This window comes from Pseudomonas sp. K5002 (genome assembly GCF_013386655.1).
Taxonomy (GTDB): domain Bacteria; phylum Pseudomonadota; class Gammaproteobacteria; order Pseudomonadales; family Pseudomonadaceae; genus Aquipseudomonas.
Genome location: NZ_JACARK010000155.1, coordinates 1 through 4,117, shown reverse-complemented (window position 1 = coordinate 4,117; position 4,117 = coordinate 1). Strand labels below are relative to the sequence as shown.

General features: G+C 62.0%; 2 protein-coding genes. Both read left to right on the top strand.

Annotation, left to right across the window (positions count from 1 at the left end):
• Window positions 1-107 precede the first annotated feature (107 nt).
• Entirely contained in the window at window positions 108-3,557 is a 3,450-nt protein-coding gene (gene recC, locus HX846_RS08725) for an exodeoxyribonuclease V subunit gamma (protein WP_178965270.1), read from the top strand.
• Window positions 3,554-4,117 (top strand): UvrD-helicase domain-containing protein (locus HX846_RS08720; RefSeq protein WP_178965269.1); only part of this gene is annotated, 564 nt, incomplete at its 3' end. The genes recC and HX846_RS08720, both read left to right, overlap by 4 nt.

Genomic DNA, 4,117 nt, shown 5'->3' with positions numbered 1-4,117 from the left:
GGTCGGAAAGTATGGCGAGCGTCTCCAAGTGTTCCTCACTTGCAGCCTACGATTGTCTTCAATGCTAAAGTCCATCCCTCGATTTTGCTTTTCCCAAGGAAGCCGTTATGCCGGATGCGACGTCCCTCAGTGCTGGATTCATGGTGGTTCACGGCAACCGCCTGGATGAGCTGCGCAGCCTGGTTGTCAGCTGGATGCGCCGTTACCCGCTGGCTCCCCTGGAAAACGAAATCGCCCTGGTACAAAGCAACGGTATTGCCCAGTGGCTGAAACTGGCGCTGGCTGAAGACCCTGAAGACGACGACATGGGCGGTTGCGGCATCGCTGCCGCTATTGATGTGCAGCTTCCCGGCAGCTTCATGTGGCAGCTCTATCGCATGGTCCTGGGCAAAGACGAGATCCCGCCCAAATCCCTGCTGGATAAAGCCCCACTGACCTGGCGCCTCATGCGCCTGCTCCCCGAGCTGATCGATCAGCCCCATTTCGAACCCCTGCAACGCTTCCTGACCCACGATACGGATCTGCGCAAACGCTACCAACTCGCGGAACGCCTCGCCGACCTGTTCGACCAATACCAGGTCTACCGTGCCGACTGGCTGGAAGATTGGGCTGCCGGTCGCCATCAACTGCGCAATGGCCGTGGCGAATCCAAACCCTTGAGCCCGGCCAACTGCTGGCAAGCCGAACTATGGCGCGCCCTGCTGTTGGACGTAGGAGAGGAGGGCATGGCTCAAAGTCGCGCCGGAGTTCACCAACGCTTTATCGAGCGCATCAATAGCCTGGAGCAGGCACCGATAGGCCTGCCCTCCCGCGTGATCGTCTTCGGCATTTCCTCCTTGCCAGCCCAAGCGCTGGAAGCCCTTGCCGGCCTCGCCCGTTTCAGCCAGGTGCTGCTGTGTGTGCACAACCCTTGTCGCCATCACTGGTCCGACATCGTCGCCGACAAAGACCTGCTCCGAAACGAATACAAGCGCCAGGCACGCAAGGCCGGAATGCCGGTCACCATCGACCCGCAAACCCTGCATCAGCACGCCCACCCGCTGCTCGCTGCCTGGGGTAAGCAAGGTCGCGACTACATCAACCTGTTGGACAGCTACGACGACCCCAACAGTTACCGCTCGGCATTCCGTGACGGTCGTATCGACCTGTTCAGCGAGAGCGAGCCCACCACCTTGCTCAACCAACTCCAGGACGACATCCTCGAACTGCGCCCCCTCAACGAAACCCGTGAACTCTGGCCAAGCGTCGACCTGGCGCGCGACACTTCCATTCGCTTCCACATCGCCCACAGTGCCCAACGCGAAGTTGAAGTTCTTCACGACCAGTTACTGCAGCGCTTCAGCGCCGACCCCACGCTGCGCCCACGGGACATCATCGTCATGGTCCCCGACGTCGACAGCTACGCGCCGCATATTCGCGCCGTATTCGGCCAGCTTGAAAGAAGCGACCTACGCTTCATTCCGTTCACGCTTACGGACCAGGGCCAGCGCGGCCGCGATCCGTTACTGATCGCCGTCGAGCACCTGCTCAAGCTCCCGGACAGCCGCTTTCCGGTCAGCGAAATCCTCGACCTGCTCGACGTCCCGGCACTGCGGGAACGCTTCGCCATCAAGGAACGCGACCTGCCGACCCTGCACCGCTGGATCGAAGGCGCCGGTATCCGTTGGGGCCTCAACGCCGAACAACGCGCCGGCCTCGGCTTGCCCCAGGAGCTGGAGCAAAACAGCTGGCGGTTCGGCCTACGTCGCATGCTCCTGGGCTACGCCGTTGGTACGGGCTCTGCCTGCGATGGCATCGAGCCGTACGATGAAATCGGCGGCCTCGATGCGGCCTTGATCGGCCCGCTAGTCGCACTGCTCGATGCGCTGCACGATGCCCACCAGGCACTTTCGCAACCTGCCGCGCCGACAGAGTGGGGCGAGCGCCTGCAAAACCTGATGCAGTTGTTCTTCCTCCCGAGCAACGAGCACGACGACTACCTGTTGGGTCAACTCGAGCAACTGAGAGAAACCTGGCTGGAGACCTGCGAGTCCGTCGGACTGCATGACGAATTACCCCTGACCGTAGTCCGCGAGGCCTGGCTGGCAGGCCTCGACCAAGGCCGACTGTCCCAGCGCTTCCTCGCGGGAGCTGTCAATTTTTGTACCTTGATGCCCATGCGCGCGATCCCATTCAAGCTGGTCTGCCTACTCGGCATGAACGATGGCGACTACCCACGCGCACAACCGCCGCTGGACTTCGACCTGATGGGCAGCGACTACCGCCCAGGCGATCGGTCACGCCGCGAAGACGATCGCTACCTGTTGCTAGAAGCCCTGCTCTCCGCCCGCGACCAGCTCTATATCAGTTGGGTCGGCCGCAGTATCCGCGACAACAGTGATCGCCCGGCATCGGTCCTGATCGGGCAGTTGCGCGACCACATCGCCAGCGGCTGGCACACCACCAGTGGCGAACCACTCCTGGAAGCCACCACCCAGGAACACCCGCTCCAGCCCTTCAGCGCCCGCTACTTCCATGAAGGTGACAAGCTGTTCAGCTACGCCCGCGAATGGCAGTTGCTCCACGCAACCCCGGACAGCCTGCCCGATACCGGCAGCCTCGCACCCTACACCCAGGAAGAACCGCTGAGCCTCGGCCAACTGCAAGACTTCCTGCGCAACCCGGTCAAACACTTTTTCAGCCAGCGCCTGAAAGTATTTTTCGAAGCCGCCGAAGTCCCGCTGGAAGATGAAGAACCCTTCGTCCTCGATGCACTGCAGCGCTATAGCCTGAGCGACAGTTTGCTCACGGCGGCACTCACCCGCCCCGACAACCTCGACGAAGCCCTCAACGCCCAGGCCCTGCGTCTGCAAGGCAGTGGCTTGTTGCCGATGGTTGGTTTCGGCGAATGCCTGCGCAAAGAACTGATCGAGCCTCTGCCCGACCTGTTGCAGCGTTACCAGCAACTCCTGGCACTCTGGCCCACTCCGCACACCAGCGCCGAACCGATCAGTTTTGAGCATCAAGGCATCCAACTGGAAGGTTGGATCAGTGGCCTGCATCAACGCAGCGATGGCGGCTTTCTAAGCGTCACCGCCATCCCCAACAGCATCGGCTCGATCAAGACCCGTAAGTGGCATCGCCTGATTCGCCCATGGGTCAACCACCTGGTGGCCTGTGCCTGCGGCCTTCCGTTAAGTACCGGCCTGGTCGCCAGCGACGACACACTGCTATTGGCCCCACTTGAGCAAGCCACAGCCCGGGAGCTCCTCGGCAACCTGCTGCTCGCCTGGAAAACCGGCATGAGCGAACCACTGCCGGTCGCCGTTAAAACCGCATTCGCCTGGCTCGGTCAAACCGACCCGGCCAAAGCGCAAGCCGCCGCCAGCAAAGCCTACGAAGGCGACGGCCAAACCAGCGACGGCGAGCGCCGTGAAAGCCCAGCGCTCATCCGACAGTTCCCCGACTACGCCGCCTTGATGGCTAGCGAAGAGTTCGAAGGCTGGTGCGAAACCCTCTATCGACCGTTGATCAACGCTCCCTGGCGATCACTCACCAGCGCGGAGGCCAGCGCATGAGCGGTACAAAACCCCTGGCCCTGGCCTTCCCGCTCAAGGGCAGCCAACTGATCGAAGCCAGTGCCGGCACAGGCAAGACATTTACCATCTCAGCGCTCTACCTGCGTCTGGTACTCGGCCACGGAGGGGACGAATCGGGCTTCGGCCGCGAGTTGCTGCCGCCGCAAATTCTCGTCGTGACCTTTACTGATGCCGCCACCAAAGAGCTGCGTGAACGCATCCGAATCCGCCTGGCAGAAGCCGCGCGTTTTTTCCGCGAAGAAATCGAAGAACCCGACGCGTTGATCGCCGAACTGCGCGACCAATACAGCCCCGCACAATGGCCCGGCTGCGCCAATCGCCTGGACATCGCCGCCCAGTGGATGGATGAAGCCGCCGTCTCGACCATTCACAGCTGGTGCCAGCGCATGCTGCGCGAGCACGCCTTCGACAGCGGGAGCCTGTTCACCCAGACCCTGGAGACCGACCACAGCGACCTGCTCGGCGAAGTGCTGCGCGACTACTGGCGGCTGTTCTGCTACCCGATGCACGACGATGCGCTGAACTGGGTGCGCAACAAT